The organism is Aureibaculum luteum (assembly GCF_003449015.1).
GTDB classification, from domain to species: domain Bacteria; phylum Bacteroidota; class Bacteroidia; order Flavobacteriales; family Flavobacteriaceae; genus Aureibaculum; species Aureibaculum luteum.
Genome location: NZ_QRGD01000001.1, coordinates 262774 through 279535 on the forward strand (window position 1 = coordinate 262774; position 16762 = coordinate 279535).

15 protein-coding genes are annotated in these 16762 nt (G+C 31.5%); 11 read left to right on the plus strand and 4 right to left on the minus strand.

What is annotated here, in order from left to right; all coding sequences use genetic code 11:
- Window positions 1-32 precede the first annotated feature (32 nt).
- Window positions 33-2759, minus strand: a complete 2727-nt coding sequence (locus D3P13_RS01245; RefSeq protein WP_117879484.1) for a zinc-dependent metalloprotease — start codon at window positions 2757-2759, stop codon at window positions 33-35.
- Between the two features lie 41 nt (window positions 2760-2800).
- Here D3P13_RS01245 and D3P13_RS01250 point away from each other — a divergent pair, with 41 nt between their 5' ends.
- The 4 genes from D3P13_RS01250 to serS all read left to right on the plus strand — a co-directional run bounded on the left by D3P13_RS01250 (window position 2801) and on the right by serS (window position 6335).
- Entirely contained in the window at window positions 2801-3376 is a 576-nt protein-coding gene (locus D3P13_RS01250; protein ID WP_157972794.1) for a hypothetical protein, read from the plus strand.
- 15 nt (window positions 3377-3391) lie between these two features.
- The gene (locus D3P13_RS01255) at window positions 3392-3976 is read left to right on the plus strand and encodes a CHAP domain-containing protein (protein WP_117879486.1); all 585 of its coding nucleotides are present in this window, start codon (window positions 3392-3394) and stop codon (window positions 3974-3976) included.
- Between the two features lie 88 nt (window positions 3977-4064).
- On the plus strand, window positions 4065-5024 hold the full coding sequence (locus tag D3P13_RS01260) for a bifunctional riboflavin kinase/FAD synthetase (RefSeq protein ID WP_117879487.1): 960 nt from the start codon (window positions 4065-4067) through the stop codon (window positions 5022-5024).
- Between the two features lie 36 nt (window positions 5025-5060).
- Window positions 5061-6335 carry a serine--tRNA ligase gene (gene serS, locus D3P13_RS01265; RefSeq protein ID WP_117879488.1) on the plus strand — a complete coding sequence of 425 codons (1275 nt, stop codon included), beginning with the start codon at window positions 5061-5063 and terminating at the stop codon, window positions 6333-6335.
- A 226-nt stretch (window positions 6336-6561) separates the two neighbouring features.
- Here serS and D3P13_RS22030 read toward each other — a convergent pair whose 3' ends face one another.
- On the minus strand, window positions 6562-6705 hold the full coding sequence (locus D3P13_RS22030; protein ID WP_175418955.1) for a hypothetical protein: 144 nt from the start codon (window positions 6703-6705) through the stop codon (window positions 6562-6564).
- Between the two features lie 163 nt (window positions 6706-6868).
- Here D3P13_RS22030 and D3P13_RS01275 point away from each other — a divergent pair, with 163 nt between their 5' ends.
- The 4 genes from D3P13_RS01275 to mgtE all read left to right on the plus strand — a co-directional run bounded on the left by D3P13_RS01275 (window position 6869) and on the right by mgtE (window position 11213).
- The gene (locus tag D3P13_RS01275) at window positions 6869-8653 is read left to right on the plus strand and encodes a tetratricopeptide repeat protein (protein WP_117879490.1); all 1785 of its coding nucleotides are present in this window, start codon (window positions 6869-6871) and stop codon (window positions 8651-8653) included.
- Between the two features lie 109 nt (window positions 8654-8762).
- A complete protein-coding gene (locus tag D3P13_RS01280) occupies window positions 8763-9089 on the plus strand; it encodes a DUF4286 family protein (RefSeq protein ID WP_117879491.1) in 327 nt (108 codons plus the stop codon).
- An 8-nt stretch (window positions 9090-9097) separates the two neighbouring features.
- A complete protein-coding gene (gene rsmA / locus D3P13_RS01285; protein ID WP_117879492.1) occupies window positions 9098-9874 on the plus strand; it encodes a 16S rRNA (adenine(1518)-N(6)/adenine(1519)-N(6))-dimethyltransferase RsmA in 777 nt (258 codons plus the stop codon).
- Complete coding sequence (gene mgtE / locus D3P13_RS01290; protein ID WP_117879493.1) at window positions 9864-11213, plus strand: magnesium transporter; 1350 nt, start codon at window positions 9864-9866, stop codon at window positions 11211-11213. Before rsmA ends, mgtE begins: the two co-directional genes overlap by 11 nt.
- Here the strand turns inward: mgtE and D3P13_RS01295 are convergent.
- Entirely contained in the window at window positions 11210-11419 is a 210-nt protein-coding gene (locus D3P13_RS01295) for a zinc ribbon domain-containing protein (RefSeq protein ID WP_117879494.1), read from the minus strand. The genes mgtE and D3P13_RS01295 overlap by 4 nt on opposite strands.
- Before the next feature lie 121 nt (window positions 11420-11540).
- Between D3P13_RS01295 and D3P13_RS01300 the strand changes: the two genes are divergently transcribed.
- The 3 genes from D3P13_RS01300 to D3P13_RS01310 all read left to right on the plus strand — a co-directional run bounded on the left by D3P13_RS01300 (window position 11541) and on the right by D3P13_RS01310 (window position 15935).
- Window positions 11541-13661: a glutamine--tRNA ligase/YqeY domain fusion protein gene (locus tag D3P13_RS01300; protein WP_117879495.1), complete on the plus strand. Its 2121-nt coding sequence runs from the start codon at window positions 11541-11543 to the stop codon at window positions 13659-13661.
- Between the two features lie 206 nt (window positions 13662-13867).
- Window positions 13868-14845: a polyprenyl synthetase family protein gene (locus tag D3P13_RS01305; RefSeq protein WP_117879496.1), complete on the plus strand. Its 978-nt coding sequence runs from the start codon at window positions 13868-13870 to the stop codon at window positions 14843-14845.
- 172 nt (window positions 14846-15017) lie between these two features.
- Complete coding sequence (locus D3P13_RS01310) at window positions 15018-15935, plus strand: C1 family peptidase (RefSeq protein WP_157972795.1); 918 nt, start codon at window positions 15018-15020, stop codon at window positions 15933-15935.
- Here the strand turns inward: D3P13_RS01310 and D3P13_RS01315 are convergent.
- Window positions 15932-16501, minus strand: a complete 570-nt coding sequence (locus D3P13_RS01315; RefSeq protein ID WP_117879498.1) for a sigma-70 family RNA polymerase sigma factor — start codon at window positions 16499-16501, stop codon at window positions 15932-15934. The two genes, D3P13_RS01310 and D3P13_RS01315, sit on opposite strands and share 4 nt — an antisense overlap.
- Window positions 16502-16762 lie beyond the last annotated feature (261 nt).

Here is a 16762-nt window from a genome sequence, read left to right on the forward strand (position 1 = left end):
ATTCAGATTATTTCGTGTTAATTATTATTAAATCAATATTTTATAATCTTTTTTGAAGTTCCAAATTTTCCTTTTTGTATTTTTAATATATATACCCCTGAAGATATATCATTGAATTTTAATGACTTATTAAAAGAGGAAGCTTGACTTGTATATTTCTTTGTTAAAATTCGCCTACCCGTAACATCAAATAATGAAATTAACACGTCTTCAAAAGAATCAGTTTGAAACGATAATTGGATTTGATTATTAAAAGGATTTGGATAAATATTAAGATCATTAAATTCATAATCATCAACACTAACCGTTTGATTTGTTTGACATAATTCTATAGACCAGTCATTTAGCACACCAACATCTCCATGAGAATTATCTACAACTTTTAACTGCCATGTTCCTATTGATGATATTCCATTAAAGGCAGATAATAAATTTTCAGACTTCGTAATTCCAGAAATTGCTGGTGAAGCATTATTACACGCAAATGAAATTGCCTCATCATCAAAAGTAGCATTAATACTCTGTCTTTGCTGCCCTGAAGAACCGCAAGTTCTATCATAAATCAAAATCTCTGTTCCATTAGGTGCTTTTAAAAAAATCTGTAAATCCCACAACCATGAATGCGAAATATTTAAGGATACATTGACATCGGAAACCAAAAAATTACTAGGTACATTTATTGTAGAAACCACTCCCGCTGTATTTGCATCAGGAATCGTCTTTGGAATATTAGTCGATTGAAATGTTGTACAAGAAGTTTGAAAAGACCCAATAGAAATATTTTCATTATTAATCGCAAAGAAAATATTAGCTACGGCCTGCACCATTATTCTAACATTAGGTGATGGTGTGTTTGGAACAATAATACTTTCACTACCATCATTAGGAGTATTGGCAACCAACACTGTTGGAAAGGTGAGGCCACCATCTAAGGATAATAAAATACTAACATGACTTTCATTTATTCCATTACCATCTGTACCAGCAACATCCCAAGTAATAATTTCACTATCATTTTCAGTCCATGAAACCCCTGTTGTATTTTGTGAAGTGACAAGAAATGGGCCGGCAACATCATTTACAGTAATTGTAGTATTATCTGAAACGGCCTTACCTTCTCCAACAACATTATCTCTAACCGTTAATGCAAATTCCATAGTTCTTGAAACACTTGGTAAAACTTCCCAAGTAGAAGTGCTAGCAGATGCTATAGTTTGTATATTCGGGAAATACCTGTCTTCCTCTAGAGTTGGTGGAAACGAACGAAATATTGCTCCAACGGTTTGTGTAGAGGTTGGCGGAATTGAAATTCCACTAACTTCGTTATCAATCTGCTCCCAATCATAAGTCAAAGCATCACCATCTAAATCTGCTCCTTGACCTCTTAAAACAAAAGGTGTAGATTTTGGAATAACATAATCACTTCCTGCATTTACAGTTGGTACATTCAAATTAAACACAAAATTAGAAACAGCCGCACATTGTGACACCCCGTTAATTAAGTTATCATATATTTCATTAATACTCACAATATTAAAGTAACTATCACTATTGCTTTGAATATTTTGTTGAGGACCGCATATACCAGCATACCCCATTAAAGTAGATCCACTTCCTGGCTCTACGGCAGTGGCATTATTTCTATTTCCATTTGCACAATTACCTGCAGTACCATTAAAAGTATGGTTTGCACCAAATTGATGCCCCATTTCATGAGCTACATAATCAATATCAAAACTATTACCCACAGGGAGACTAGAACCCGTTACGCCTTTCGCTTTATCAGTATCACAAACCGAAGCGAGATTGGCAACACCACCACCCCCCGTGCTAAAAACATGCCCTATATCATAATTAGCAGAACCGATACTACTATTTAAGTTATTTTGGTTTTGAATTAACATGGCTGAACCATTATCATTGGTATATGGATCAGTTCCTGGATCGGTCTCTAAATAAATAATCTGATCATTATTAGCCACTAACTGCATGGTTAAAGCCACATCACGTTCAAAAATTGGGTTTACTCTATTCATGGTTACTACTATGGCAGAAAGCACAGCACTAATAGAATCCATCCTTGTACTTCCAGTACCAACTCCAGCAGCATCAACATGAAAAGTCGAATATTCTTCAGTGGCTGCAATTGCTAATCTAAAAGTTCGTAGTTTTAAATCAGATGATGAACTTTTTTTAGCAACACTCTTAACTTTAGTAATTTCGTCTTCAATTGCTGAACACTCAAATGACTTATCGTTGATAACATCCTTTTTATAGTATACACTATATTTCTTTCTATTTTTAGTATATGGATCAATATACATTGTTCCTTTTTCCGGTGACAAGATCATAGCATACATACCTAATGAACTCGTTGTAAAGTGTACACTTGTAGATTTATCATCAACTGCATGTCCACGATATGACTTTATAGCTGGAAATTTCTTAGCTAGTTCGGCATCTAAGATTGAACTTTCTTTAACGTTAAATTTAATAAGATTTCCTTCTGCATCTGGAAACGTAACAGTTTGAGTTGCTTTATTAGATTTTGTATTAAATTGAAGTGTCTCTTTCAACTTTTCAAGATCTAAGGAAAAAAGTTCGAATTTCGTTGATTCAGTTTTGGCATCAATGAATTGTTCCGTTTTATCTATTGCTGAAACTTTTGACCAAAACTCCTTTTCTTGAGAGAATCCATCAACGCAAACCAGCAATATAATTGCTACAGAAAGGAAATAATCGAAATTTTTCTTAGACATAAATAATGTAATCCTATAACAAATATAAAAGAAGTTTTTAAATGAGATTTAATATCTTTACCCAAATTGATTCTATGAGGCTTCTAATTATTTGTATTTTGATGATTTCCTTTGTGAACTGTAAAAGTAAATCAAATACAATACCAACTTTAAAAACACATCAAAAACAAGCATTTGAATTAGAAAAATGTGCTATAGACTCAGAGTGTTCCATTGAAATAATACCTAATTCAAGCCTATTAATAAAACAAGATGAATTACAAAATACTTACATTAAATTAGAACACGGAAACAATACAATTGTTAAATACGAATTCAAAAGAAAAGAGATACCGGACATAGCTGATGGCAACTATAGTGAATTGATCTATTTTGAAATTGACGAAAACAACAAACAATTATTTTTAACTAATGGAGCCCTACAAAATGTAAAAATGATTTATGGAAGGTTTTGTTATTGTAAAGATGGCACTTCAGGTTACTTTAAGGTAACTGAAGGAAGGCTTAAACTAATTAAAAATGATAAAGAATTAAGTATTGACTTAAACTTTAAAGTGGGTAAAATCCCACAATTACTTACCGAAATTAAAGAAACCATAACACTTAAAGAAATTTAACATTCTATAGTTTAAATGACAAAAAAAGTACTACTTGCTATCATAATTTTAATAGCCTCTTATTTAATATTCAATCAAGTAAAAAAGCTAAACTTTAGTAATAAATATGAGGTTGGTCAACCGATAGATAGTTTAAACAATGTTATCGTTTTCTTTAACGGTGGGGTTGGTAATGTCGTTCAAAGAAACACAAGAGATGGCTACAACCTCGGATTAGAATATCAATGTGTAGAATTTGTTAAACGATATTATTATGAACACTACAAACATAAAATGCCCGATAGCTATGGACATGCCATTAGTTTTTATGACAATAACCTAACTGACAACAAAATAAACAAACAACGAAACTTAACACAATTTAGTAACCCGAGTCAATTCAAGCCCCAAATAGGGGATTTAATTGTTATGAGAGGCACACTCTTTAACAAATACGGACATGTTGCTATAGTATCAAATCTATTTATGGATAAACTAGAAATTATTCAACAAAATGCAGGTCCGTTTTCCTCGTCAAGAGAAAATTTTGAATTGACTAAAAACAATGACAAACAATGGGAAATAAAAAACGAAAGCATATTGGGCTGGTTAAGAAAATAAAAATCCATTAGTTTTAATTATTTTTGCCTGACAATGGTTTTAACTATTTACAATAAAAGTATAAATCAGCACCTTTTAAAACAACTTTGTGAAAATATATCATTCCATTAAAGAATTTACCGGAAAAGAAAACAGCTCAATTATAACTATTGGGACATTTGACGGTGTTCATATTGGACATCAAGAGATTATCAAAAAACTGGTTAAACAAAGTTTAGAAAATGAGAATAACTCTATTATTCTTACTTTTTTTCCACATCCTAGAATGGTATTGCAACAAGGCACTGATTTAAAACTATTAACTACTTTACCTGAAAAAATAGCCTTATTAGAAAAAACAGGATTAAACAATTTAGTTATTGAGCCTTTTACAAAAGAATTTTCCAGATTAACGGCAATAGACTTTGTGAAAAATATCTTAATTAAACGGTTAAAGCTTAAAAAATTAGTGATAGGCTACGATCATCATTTTGGAAGGAACAGGGAAGGGAATTTTAAACAGTTAGAAGAGTACGGTTCTCTTTATGGGTTTAAAGTAGAAGAAATTCCAGCACAGGACATAAAAAATATATCCGTTAGCTCAACTAAAATTCGCCAAGCATTATTAGATGGCGATATTCAAAAAGCTAATAATTTCTTAGGCTATGAATATTTACTCACAGGAAAAGTTGTTCATGGTAAAGGTTTAGGCAATAAACACAACTACCCAACCATTAACATACATATAGAAGAGTCTTACAAATTAATACCCAAACCTGGTGTTTACATTGTAAAAACAACAATAAATAATCAACATTTATTTGGAATTATGAATATTGGCTTTCGCCCAACAGTTAATGGAAAGCATGAAACCATTGAAGTACATTTACTAGATTTTAATGCTGATTTGTATGGTGAAACCATTTCAATTTCAATTGCACATCGTTTACGAGACGAACAGAAATTTGATTCTTTAGAAGATTTATTTACACAAATTAAACAAGATGAAAAATCAGCAAGAACATTGATTGAAAGTAGTGAGATTTCATTTAGTGAAAAGAAGTTTTAATCCTTATCTTTGTCCGCTTAATATCAAAAAATAAACATGTTACAAGTAGCTTTTATTAGAGAAAATAAAGATCACGTACTAAAAGGATTGGCAAAAAGAAATTTTACCGATGCTAGTAAAAAGATCGAAGAAGTTTTAACTACCGATGAGAACCGAAAAACTATCCAAACTGAATTGGAAAACATTTTGGCAGAATCTAATAAACTTTCAAAAGAAATTGGCCTCCTTTTCAAATCTGGAGAGCAACAAAAAGCCACTTTATTAAAAGAAAAAACAGGTCAATTAAAGGAAAGTTCAAAGCAATTAAACGAACAATTAGCAACCGCTCAAAATGACTTGGATAATTTACTTTATCAAATCCCAAACATTCCAAACACTCTTGTTCCAGAAGGAAAAGGAGAAGAAGATAATGAAGAAATTTTTAGCGAAGGTGATATTCCTGAATTACATGATAAAGCCTTGCCACATTGGGAATTGGCAAAGAAATATGACATTATTGATTTTGAGCTAGGTAATAAAATTACTGGAGCTGGTTTCCCTGTATATAAAGGTAAAGGTGCTAAATTACAACGTGCCTTAATTAATTATTTTTTAGATAAAAACACTGACGCAGGTTATCAAGAAGTTCAAGTTCCTTTAATGGTAAATGAGGCATCTGGCTTTGGCACTGGACAACTTCCAGACAAAGAGGGACAAATGTATCATGTAACTGGAGATAATTTGTATTTAATTCCTACAGCAGAAGTCCCTGTTACCAACATGTACAGAGATGTTTTACTAAAAGAAAGTGATTTCCCTATTCTTCATACAGGATATACACCTTGTTTTAGACGCGAAGCGGGTTCATATGGAGCCCATGTAAGAGGTTTAAACAGATTACATCAATTTGATAAAGTTGAAATAGTAAGAATTGAGCATCCAAATAAATCTTATGATGCCCTTGACGGGATGGTTAATCACGTAAAAGAAATTTTACAAGAGCTAAAGTTACCTTATCGTATTTTAAGATTATGTGGTGCGGATATAGGATTTACGTCTGCCCTAACTTATGATTTTGAAGTGTTTTCAACAGCTCAAGACAGATGGCTAGAAATCAGTTCTGTTTCAAATTTTGAAACGTTTCAAGCAAATCGATTAAAATTACGTTTTAAAAATGAAGATGGGAAAAGTGAATTGGCACATACGCTAAACGGAAGTTCATTAGCATTACCAAGAGTTTTAGCTGGAATTTTAGAAAATTATCAAACCGAAAATGGAATTGAAATTCCAGAGGTTTTACAAAAATATACAGGTTTCAACACCATAGACTGAAATATTTCCGATAAATAACATTCAATTATATTATTAAAAAAAAGGAGCAATTGTCGATTCGAAACTAAATTCGAATCGACAAGACGGTCTTTCTAAATCAATTTTGTATCATGATTGAAGGCAATTAGCTTCTAAAACTATAAGCTTATGTTTTTAAACGAAAAAAATATTATCACAGAGAGCTACATAGAAAAATTCTAATAAAAAAAATTAGAACTTTTAATGACTAATTAGCGACAATAGCCACCATTAATCTTTTATAACGATTTATTTCTAGTAACGCTTTAAAATAGTCATTGATCTGACCATTTTTCATAAAAAAAGTAGCTTGTTCTTTTGCGTTTTGATGTTGTTGTTTTAACTCGTTCATGGTAAAAAAATTAGTTGATTTTAACTTTAAGGCAATCATTATGCCAAAATGCAAATTGGGTTAAGTAATTTTTTTATCTCACGTATTATTTTTAATTAGTTAAAACTTCTTTTATTACCTTTGAAGCTTATGTCAAATTAATTTCGACACAAGCTATAACGACATGCCATCTAAAATTATTGTACTGTTTTTTTTAATTTCATCATTTTGTAGTGCACAAAATGCTAATTTGGCTAACATGTACTTTGAGCGTGGCGATTATATACTCGCCAAATCACTTTACGAGCAGCTCTATAAAAAAAATGATGTAAGACGCGATTATTTTAAACGGTTACTCTCTTGCTACCAGGCACTTGAAAACTACGAAGAAGCTACCTCGCTACTAATTAAACATCAAAAAAAGTTCAGAGATCAAACTAATTTATGGGTCGAAATAGGTTATAATTTCCAATTACAAGGTAAAACAGAAGAGGCTGTAATAAATTATGAAAAAGCCCTACAATATATTGAAAACGACCCCTATCAAGGTAATGTGATGGGCCGTGCTTTTGAGGAAAATCATTTAACTGATTACGCCTTACGATCCTACAAAAGAGCAATGGAGTTGAATCCTAAATTAAATTTGGACCTCAACGTTGCCTATCTTTATGGTGAAAAAGCAGATATTGAAAATATGTTTGACAGCTATTTAAACTTAGTTGAAAAAAACGAAAAGTATTATGCTACGGTACAGCGATATGCTGGAAGATTTATAACTGAAGATAGTGAATACCCTAATAATGTTCTCTTCAGAAAGTTAGTTTTAAAAAGACTACAGAAGAATCCGAACAACTCATGGAACAAATTATTGAGTTGGCTATTTACACAACAAAAAGAGTACAACAAAGCTCTAGTTCAAGAAAAAGCTCTTTTCAAAAGAAATTCAGAAAATCTGTTCAGAATAGAAGAACTGGGTGACATTGCCTTTTATAACAATGATAACGCTACCGCAAAAGAAGCCTTTAGCTATGTTTTGGTAAATACCAAAGATCAAAATTCAATATTAAATGCTCATTACTACTTATTAAATGTGGCTATTAAAACTGCGGTGACAAAGAAAGAAATACAAACTGTTGAAAAACAGTTTCAAGAATTATTCACTGAATATGGACGTACTTTTACCACTTTAGATTTACAAATGGCTTATGCCGATTTTTTAACTTTCACAAAAAACGAACCTGAAAAAGCGATTGCTATTTTAAAGGATGCACTAAAAGAAACCACTTCTGATTATCAACATGGTAATTTTAAGTTAAAATTAGGAGATGTATTGGTGTATACAAATAGATTTAACGAAGCATTAATCAATTATTCACAAGTACAAACAGATTTAAAAAACAGCTCACTTGCACAAACGGCTCGCTTTAAAGTAGCTCAAACTTCTTATTTCAAAGGCGATTTTAAATGGGCGTTATCACAATTAAAAGTATTAAAAAAGTCAACATCACAATTAATTGCCAATGATGCCTTAGAACTTCATTTATTAATTTCTGATAATATTATAGGTGACACTTTACACACCTCATTAAAAATGTATGCCAAAGCAGATGTATTAGCATATCAAAATAAAACACAAGCAGCTATCGATACATTAAACGCTGTTTTAAAAAAATTTAAAGGTGGTGCTATTGAAGATGAAACCATATATAAGCAAGCAGAGCTCTATACTAAAATCAAAAAATACAACTTAGCTGAAGGCAATTATTTACAACTAATAGAATTAGATAAAACAGGCATTCTAGTAGATAATTCTTATTTTAAATTGGCCGAATTATACCAAAACAACTTAAATAATAGAGATAAGGCAAAAGAAATGTATCAAAAGATTATTTTTGAATTTCCAAATAGTATATATTTAGTTGAGGCAAGAAAACAATTCAGGAAACTGAGAGGTGATGTGCTTAACTAATAATACTATTACTAAATTATATTTAGGAATAATCAAAACTAATTCAAATTTATAACAAGTAACAAAACTTGATGCTCTGCATCTATTTATTAAAATAATTAAATAATAAATGTATATCTATAATGTAACTATAAACATAGACAGTTCTATTGAGCAAGAATGGCTTAAATGGATGCAAAAAGAACACATACCTCAAATGTTAGAAACAGGTAAGTTTTTTGAAGCTAAAATGTGTCAAGTAATGGTTCAAGAAGAAACGGGCGTTACCTATTCTATTCAGTATACTGCTGAAGACAAAGAAGCAGTAGAAAGGTATTATAAAGAAGATGCAGACGAGCTTAGGCAAGAAACTACAAAATTATTTGGCAGTAAATTTGTAGCATTTAGAACAGAATTAAAGGTAGTAAATCACGTTAAGAATTTTATAAAATCATAAATGATTCAATGTCAGTAAGAGCAAAAAAACACTTAGGTCAACACTTCTTAAAAGATGAAAATATAGCGAAAAAAATCGCTGATACACTTACTGAAAACAATTACGATACGGTTCTTGAAATAGGTCCTGGTATGGGCGTATTGACTAAATATTTATTGCAAAAAAAACTAACTACACACGTAATAGAAATTGATACAGAATCTGTAGAATACCTAAAAGCCCACTATCTCAATTTAGCAGATAGAATTATTTCAAAAGATTTTTTAAAGTTAGATATTAGCACCATTTTCGACAATGAACAATTTGCTATTATAGGCAATTTTCCATATAATATATCTACCCAAATCGTTTTTAAAACTATTGAAAACAGAAATCTCATTCCTGAATTATGTGGAATGTTTCAAAAGGAAGTTGCCAAACGTATTGCTGAAAAACCAGGTAGTAAAGCTTACGGTATTCTATCCGTTTTAACTCAAGCATTTTATGATGCTGAATATTTATTTACTGTTCCCCCAACTGTTTTTAACCCACCACCAAAGGTAGATTCAGGTGTTATTCGTTTAATCCGTAAAGAAAATTATAACCTTCCAGTAGACGAAAAGCTTTTCTTTAAAGTTGTAAAAACTGCATTTAACCAACGAAGAAAAACAATGCGGAACAGCTTAAAATCATTCAATTTATCAGATAAATTAAGAGAAGATACTATATTTGCCCAACGCCCAGAACAATTATCTGTTGAGGAGTTTATAAACCTTACTAAAAGTATAGCAAACGATGCCATTTGAAATTACAGATGAACTGATTAAACAAATTGAAGAGCTTATCTTAAAACAAGATAATGAAACACTCTTAGGTTTGCTGGCAGAGGAGCATCATGCAGATATTGCAGAACTACTAGAGGACTTAAATCTAGAAGAGGCTACTTATATCATAAAATTATTAGATAGTGAAATAACATCAGACATTTTAATGGAAATGGATGAAGACGATCGTGAGAAAGTCTTAAAGAACCTATCGTCCAAAGAAATTGCAAAAGAGCTTGATGAATTAGACACCGATGATGCGGCGGATATGATTGCCGAACTTCCTGAAGAACGTCAGGAAAAAGTAATTTCAAAAATTGAAGATGAGGAGCATAAAGCTGATATAAAAGAGTTACTAAAATATGACGAAAATACGGCAGGTGGTTTAATGGCGAAAGAGCTGGTTAAAGTATATGAAAACTGGAATGTATTAAAATGTGTGCGAGAAATGAGAGCACAGGCAGAATTTGTTACACGTGTACATTCTATTTATGTGGTTGATGAAAATGACAAATTAAAAGGAAGACTTTCTTTAAAAGATTTATTAGTAACCTCAACAAAAACACATATTTCTGAAATTTATATTCCAAAAGTTGATTCAGCAAATGTTCATGACAAGGCAGAAGATGTAGCTAGGGTAATGCAAAAATATGACTTGGAAGCGATACCAGTGGTTGACGATAAAAATCATTTACTAGGTAGAATTACCATTGATGATATTGTTGATGTAATTAAAGACGAAGCTGATAAAGATTATCAAATGGCAGCCGGTCTATCACAGGATGTAGAAGCAGATGATACACTATGGCAGCACACTAGAGCTCGATTACCTTGGTTATTTTTGGGACTATTGGGAGGAATTGGGGCTGCTTCCATTATGGGCGGATTTGAAGACCTCATTAGTAAACATGCAGTACTTTTCTTTTTTACCCCATTAATTGCAGCTACTGCTGGAAATGTTGGAGTGCAATCTTCAGCTATTATTGTTCAAGGTTTGGCCAATAACGACCTAAAAGGTAGTATTGGAGAAAGACTATTTAAAGAATTCTCTCTATCGCTAATAAACGGTTTAGCACTATCATTATTTTTACTTCTCTTTACATGGATTTGGAAAGGAAATATGCTCACTTCCATAGCAATTTCTATATCTTTATTCTCGGTAATAGTTGTAGCGGGTATAATAGGAACTTTTATTCCGTTATTTTTAAACAAACGAGATATAGACCCAGCCTTAGCTACGGGACCATTTATAACTACAAGTAATGATATTTTTGGTATCCTAATTTACTTTTGGATTGCCAAAATGGTGTTGGGTATTTAATTTGTAAACAAATCAAATATATTACTTAAAGCACTTGTCTTCGCTTTATAAAATTCAGTATAAGAACATTTTTCACAAGTTACCGAAGTATATTTTTGACTTTGAACATCAAAAATTTTACTGAGCGTTCCTCCAGTTCCTCTCATCTGCCCTACTTTATAAGTTCTGTTATTACATTTTGGACAGCTATAATTTAATTTTCCCATTTTTATGATTGTTTTATGTTACAACTATAAGTAGTGAAAATTAGTAAAACGTTACAGTAATCAAGGTACTTCACTATTATTATTTTCCCTACTTTTGTAGCCTATTTCAAATTAATATTGGATGTCTGAAGAAAAAAAATCGCTCAATTTTTTAGAGCAAATCATTGAAGAAGATTTGGCTAACGGGCTTACTAAAGATAAATTACACTTCCGTTTTCCACCAGAACCAAATGGGTACCTCCATATTGGACACGCTGCATCAATTTGCTTAAATTTCGGATTAGGAATAAAGTATAATGCACCCGTAAATTTACGTTTTGACGATACCAATCCTGCCAAAGAAGAACAGGAATATGTAGATGCCATAAAAAAAGACATACAATGGTTAGGCTTTAAATGGGCTAACGAATTCTATTCGTCAGATTATTTTCAACAGCTATATGACTGGAGCATACAACTTATTAATGATGGATTGGCTTATGTTGATGATCAATCATCTGAAGAAATGGCCATCCAAAAAGGCACACCTACTGAAGTTGGAACTAATAGTCCAAATAGAGATAGAAGTATTGAAGAGAACCTAGAATTATTCATGAAAATGAAAAATGGTGAATTTCAAGAAGGATCTCATGTATTACGTGCAAAAATTGACATGGAGCATGTAAATATGCATATGCGTGACCCAATTATGTACCGTATTTTGAAGAAACATCATCACAGAACTGGAGATGATTGGTGTATTTATCCAATGTATGACTGGACCCATGGTGAATCTGATTATATTGAACAAATTTCTCATTCAATTTGCACCTTAGAGTTTAAAAGCCATAGAGAGTTGTATGATTGGTATGTTGATCAAGTATATTCTGGTGATAACCTAAGACCTAAACAACGTGAATTTGCTCGTCGTAATTTGAGTTATACGGTAATGAGTAAACGTAAATTACTCCAATTAGTACAAGAAGGACATGTAAATGGGTGGGATGACCCTAGAATGCCTACCATTTCAGGATTACGTAGAAGAGGTTACACGCCAAACTCAATTAAAAAATTTAGTGAAATTGCAGGTATTTCAAAACGTGATAATGTGACCGATGTGGCATTACTAGAGTTTTGTATTAAAGATGATTTAAACAAAACTGCCCCAAGAGTTATGGCCGTTTTAAATCCTGTAAAAGTGATCATTACAAATTATCTAGAAGGTAAAGAAGAATGGTTAACTGCAGAAAACAATCCTGAAGATGATAATGCAGGTAACAGAGAAGTTCCTTTTTCTAGAGAACTTTATATTGAGAAAGAGGATTTTAGAGAAGAAGCTAATAAAAAATTCTTTAGATTAAAATTAGGTAAAGAAGTACGTTTAAAAAACGCATATATTATTAAAGCGGAATCCGTAGTAAAAGATGAGCATGGAGAAATTATGGAGATACATTGTACTTACGACCCTCTATCTAGAAGTGGTAGTGGTACGGAAGAAAGCCAACGTAGAGTAAAAGGCACATTGCATTGGGTATCTATTGCTCATGCAATTAAAACGGAAGTTAGATTATATGACCGATTGTTTATTGATGAAGCACCGGACAGCCATAAAGACAAAGATTTTAAAGAATTTATAAATCCGAATTCTTTAGAATTAAATACAAATGCTTTTGTGGAACCTAGTCTAAAAGAAGCATCTATCGGTGATAGGTTTCAGTTTCAACGTTTAGGCTACTTTTGTGTAGATGATAACAATACCGCAGAACATTTAGTCTTTAATAGAACCGTACCCTTAAACGACAGTTGGGCTAAAATAGAAAAAAAAGGGGAACAGAAAAAACCCGTTAACAATAACTCTATCAATGAATTATTAGCTATTTCTGGTAAATATTTAAAGTCAAAAGATAATGATGATCGATTGAGTTTATTAGATAAAATGTCTGATTTAAGCAAAAAAATTGAATTTAAAAACTTGCCTGACTTATTAAAAACGGCGGCTAGCAATAAAGAATATTTCACTTATTTAGTTGTTTTTAATAACTCAAATGCGTTAGAAAACCTAGTTAAAGATTATTCTAATATAGTGACAGAATTTATTAGTTCTGCATTACAAATGAAAAACTCTTATGTACGTTACCAGGCAGTGGACTTTATATATATCAATAATAGTTTGAAAGATAATTTTATCACGATACTAAAAGGTATGGAAGCTGAGGAGCGGAATTCTATGATTGCTGATCGTTTGAAACTAATTTTAAACTAAAAATATTAAACTGAGGTGTTGTTCCTTTGGAATCCTTAATTTGTATTATTATCACACAAGATTGCAACTCCATAGAACTGATTTAATTTAATTATATTTATTCAAGCGAATCAACGGCTTTGTTACAGTATTATTTTATAGATTAGTTATGCCCATTTGGTGCTTAATTATAAATCGTTATTCATATAAAATCGTAGAGACCACATTTGAAAATCATAGAGCAAATAAAACTTCCTATTAAAGAGGAAATGGATTTTTTTGAAGACAAATTCAAAGCTTCAATGATTTCTAATGTGCCATTGTTAAATAAAATAACGCATTTTATTATTCGTAGAAAAGGCAAACAAATGCGACCTATGTTCGTTTTTTTGGTTGCTAAAATGGTTTCTGGTGGTAAGGTAAATGACCGTACCTATAGAGGAGCGTCTTGTATTGAATTGATACATACAGCCACCTTAGTACATGATGATGTAGTTGATGATAGTAACCGTAGACGCGGTTTCTTTTCTATTAATGCGTTATGGAAAAATAAAATTGCTGTGTTAGTAGGCGATTTTTTATTATCTAAAGGCGTTTTGTTATCCATTGACCATAGTGATTTTGATATTTTAAAACTGATCTCGGTTGCTGTACGAGAAATGAGTGAAGGCGAATTACTTCAGATTGAAAAAGCGAGAAAACTAGACATTACTGAAGATATCTATTTTGAAATTATCCGACAAAAAACCGCTACTTTAATTGCTGCTTGTTGTGGTATTGGAGCTTCATCTGTAAATGCCACTCAAGAAGAAGTTGAAAAAATGCGAAAATTTGGTGAAATTATAGGAATTGCTTTTCAAATTAAAGATGATCTTTTCGACTATTCAGAAGCTAATATAGGCAAACCAACGGGTATTGATATTAAAGAGCAAAAAATGACATTGCCTTTAATTTATACTTTAAATAATTGTTCTGAAAAAAATAAAAAATGGATAATCAACTCTGTAAAAAATCATAATAAAAATAAGAAACGTGTTAAGGAAGTTATTGACTTTGTAAAAGACAATGGAGGTATCGATTATACCATTAAAAAAATGAACACCTACCATTTAGAAGCTTTGGCTATTTTAGATTCTTATCCCGATTCACAGTATAAAAAATCATTGACAGAAATGGTTAATTATGTAATTGAGCGAAAAATTTAGCAATCTAAAATACAATACCGTTTTTATTAGACTCCAAACTTAATTCACAAGTGAATTACCATTTTCACAAATTAAATTCTAATATTATAATAATTTGGAACGAAATTTGATGAATTCTTATCAATCATCGCTAAGAAAAGAAATATTACTATTAATTTTAAAATGGTTTCACATGAGAAAAATTGTATTTCTTTCATTTATATTTTTATTGTTATTAAGTTGTGATGATCTTGAATTAACTATTAAAGACAAAATCATCAAAAATGATGTATTTGTAATTGACCCTGATAATCAAAATTTCGGAGCGGAAGGTTCTTTTTGTTACGGATTTTCTGAACCCACTACCAGTAATAAAGCCAATATTGATATTCCATTAGAATTTCCAAATTCAGTAGATATCTCCACTTTATTACCACCAATTGGAAATCAAGGCAAACAAGGTTCTTGCGTGGCATGGGCCGCAGGATATTACCTAAAAGGATTTCAAGAAAATCTTGAAGACAAAAACAACAGCATTCAAAGTCCTAACAACTTATTAAGTCCTGCTTTTATTTACAATCAAATTAAGGTTACTGACTGTGCCAGTGGTTCGCAAATACCTAGTGCCTTAGAACTAATTTCTAATACTGGTATAGTGTCACTAAATGAAATGCCTTATAATGAAAATGAATGTGACAAACAGCCTTCTGAAGAACAAATCAATCTAGCAGAAGAGAATAAAATTCTTTCATTTTCTTATTTGGATGGCAATGAACTTTTTGATCAGGCTAAGGCTTTCTTAAATAACAATCAACCTATTGTTATTGCTATTTCTATTGACAGAAATCATTTTGGAAAAATAGATATCAACGGAGATTCCGTTTACCGAGAATTTGAGAATACTGATGGAGCACATGCAATGTTAGTCGTTGGCTATAATGACGATAAAAGTGCCTTTAGAGCTGTAAACTCCTGGGGAGAAAACTGGGGAAACAGTGGCTTTGTTTGGATAGATTATAAAGCATTTAAAGATGTATTGAATACAGACTCAGAATTCAAAATATTATGCGAAGCTTGGGTTACTGAAGACAAAATAATACCTGCTATTTAACTACATACCTTGCAGTCTTCTTTACTTTTAAGTTCACCTACCAATTTCCCTTTTTCATTCAATTCGTAACCGCAGCAATCCATAAAACCCTGAGCAATCAATTTTCTGCCTCGCTGAATTTGTGACTTGACGGTTGGTAATGGTAAATCTAAAATTTCGGCTATTTCTTGATGTTTAATCCCCTTTATATCAGCCATAAACAAAGGGTCTCTATATTTCTTTTCTAAGCTTCTAATAATTCCGTATAAACAATCATGTTCTGTATGCTCAAAGAAATCTGCTGTATGATCATCTAAATCCACAATATCCATCTCCATTTTTTCAGCAGCTGAAATACTATATTTTCTTTTAGAAGACCTAAAATAATCCATTATGGTATTATTAGCCACTGTAAAAAGCCAAGATTTTAGTTTATGCACATCTTGTACACTAGATATTTTAGTATGTACTTTTACAAATACCTCTTGTAGTAAATCATCCGTTATATTTTCGTCTTTTGTTTTAGACAAAATAAAGTGTTTTACATCTTCAGAATAAGTATTCCATATAATTTTTGTGTCGGTCATAAAAAATAATTCTTAAATTCAATAGTTGCAAAAGGCTGTCAGGTTGAGCCGAGTTTAAACCTCTTTATCATTAGATGAAAAGTTCTCAACTATACTCAACCGACAACATTAAACTTTATTTCTTAAATATATTCAAGAAAGCAGTTTTTAACAATTACACCCTGAACAATTACAATTATCGCAAGTGCAATTTGCACAGGTTCCGTTTTTACACCCATCACAATCACAGGTACATGTTGTATCTTTCATAATATTAAGTTT